Annotated in this window: 1 protein-coding gene; it reads left to right on the top strand. The window is 40.8% G+C overall.

Annotated elements, in window-relative coordinates:
* The first annotated feature begins 253 nt into the window (after positions 1-253).
* The gene (locus ACQ5DJ_RS29835; RefSeq protein ID WP_429845616.1) at positions 254-1,456 is read left to right on the top strand and encodes an IS110 family transposase; all 1,203 of its coding nucleotides are present in this window, start codon (positions 254-256) and stop codon (positions 1,454-1,456) included.
* Positions 1,457-1,590 lie beyond the last annotated feature (134 nt).

The raw sequence follows: 1,590 nt of genomic DNA, 5'->3' as shown, positions 1-1,590 counted from the left end.
CTGCCCGTTCGTATTATGAGGTCAGCCAGTTTTTACTGGTTGACCATTTTTAATATAGTTCTACGATTACGGTAGCCGGGGTAGAACGTCCCTGCCCGTGGGGCATTGACCCCGTACGCTAAACTGTTCACCCCCTACTTGTAGAAACATGTTTGAGGCTGGTTGGGACGAGATCCCGTATAACAAGCGAAGCTATGATACTACAAGCAGGATTAGGGGTTACCGGCAAATATCTTAGAAAAGGAGCGATACAATGAATCCAGTCGTTGGTCTGGATGTATCTAAAGGGGAAAGCCAAGTTCAAGTATTTTTAGACAAGGGTCAGCCATATGGAAAAAGCTTTAGCATTTCGCATACTCGTGAGGGACTAGATACTTTTCTTCACTTTCTCAAGAACGTAGAAAGTATAACTGGTCAACAACCTCCGGTTGTTCTGGAGTCAACTGGACACTACCAGACTCCGATTACTCAGTGTCTAGAAGAACAAGATTACTTGTATATTCTGATAAACCCACTCATCTCATATCAAGCAAAAAAATCAAGCTTACGCAAGGTCAAAACGGATGCGATTGACGCTTATCATTTATGTGAGCTGTATTACAAGGAGGAACTACAACCTTATAAGAAGAGAGGGTTACAGCTGTTAAACCTCCGTAATCTAACAAGACAGCATGACTCTCTAACTGATCTTTGCGTGCAAGCAAAATTACAGTTCCATGCCATTTTAGACCAAGTATTCCCTGAGTTTAGAACTGTCTTTGGAAACTTGTTTTCGAAGGTATCTTTGCACATTTTACTGGAGTTCCCTACCTCGGAAGAGGTCTTAAAAGCTAGGGAGTCAGAATTGACGAAACGAATCGAAGCTATATGTATAAGTCGATCCAACGACTGGGCCCAAGAAAAGGCGAAAAAAATAATGGACGCAGCAAGCCGCAATCCATTTCAAAAAGCAGTGTACGAAAGTCATCTGATTAGTCTTGAGATGTATATTCGTATGATTCTTCAGTATCAAGAGCATCTGTCCAATTTAGAGCACCGAATTGATGCTCTCGCATCAGAAATTGAAGAATATAAGATTATCCAATCTATCCCTGGTATCGGAGAAAAAATCGCGGCAACGATTCTCTCTGAAATTGGTGAGATAGAGCGGTTTAATCACCCTAAAAAACTTGTTGCCTTTGCCGGAATCGATCCTAGCGTGCATTCTTCTGGTAAGTTTACTGCAACCATTAATCGAATCACGAAAAGAGGTTCCAGCAGGTTACGACATGCCTTATATATGGCGGTCCTATGTGGCATCAGGAGTTCGCGCAATAAGAAGCTAAAAGAATTTTATGACAGAAAACGCGCTGAAGGAAAGCCGTTTAAAGTCACCATCATTGCTTGTGTAAACAAGCTGATTCACTGGATTTACATCCTGTTAAAGCGTAAAGAGACTTTCCTCGATATTACTTAATACCAATAAGAAACAATAGAGAAAAAGCCTTCCATCACGACATTGGATGGTTATTTGCCATGCTCATTTTCAGTATAACAATTAAACAAAACACGTTTTATTGAAAAATGTTGACATCCTATTAGCTGGTTTAG

The organism is Brevibacillus sp. FIR094 (assembly GCF_050477165.1).
In the GTDB taxonomy this organism is placed as follows: Bacteria; Bacillota; Bacilli; order Brevibacillales; family Brevibacillaceae; genus Brevibacillus.
This window is presented reverse-complemented; position numbering and strand designations above follow the sequence as displayed.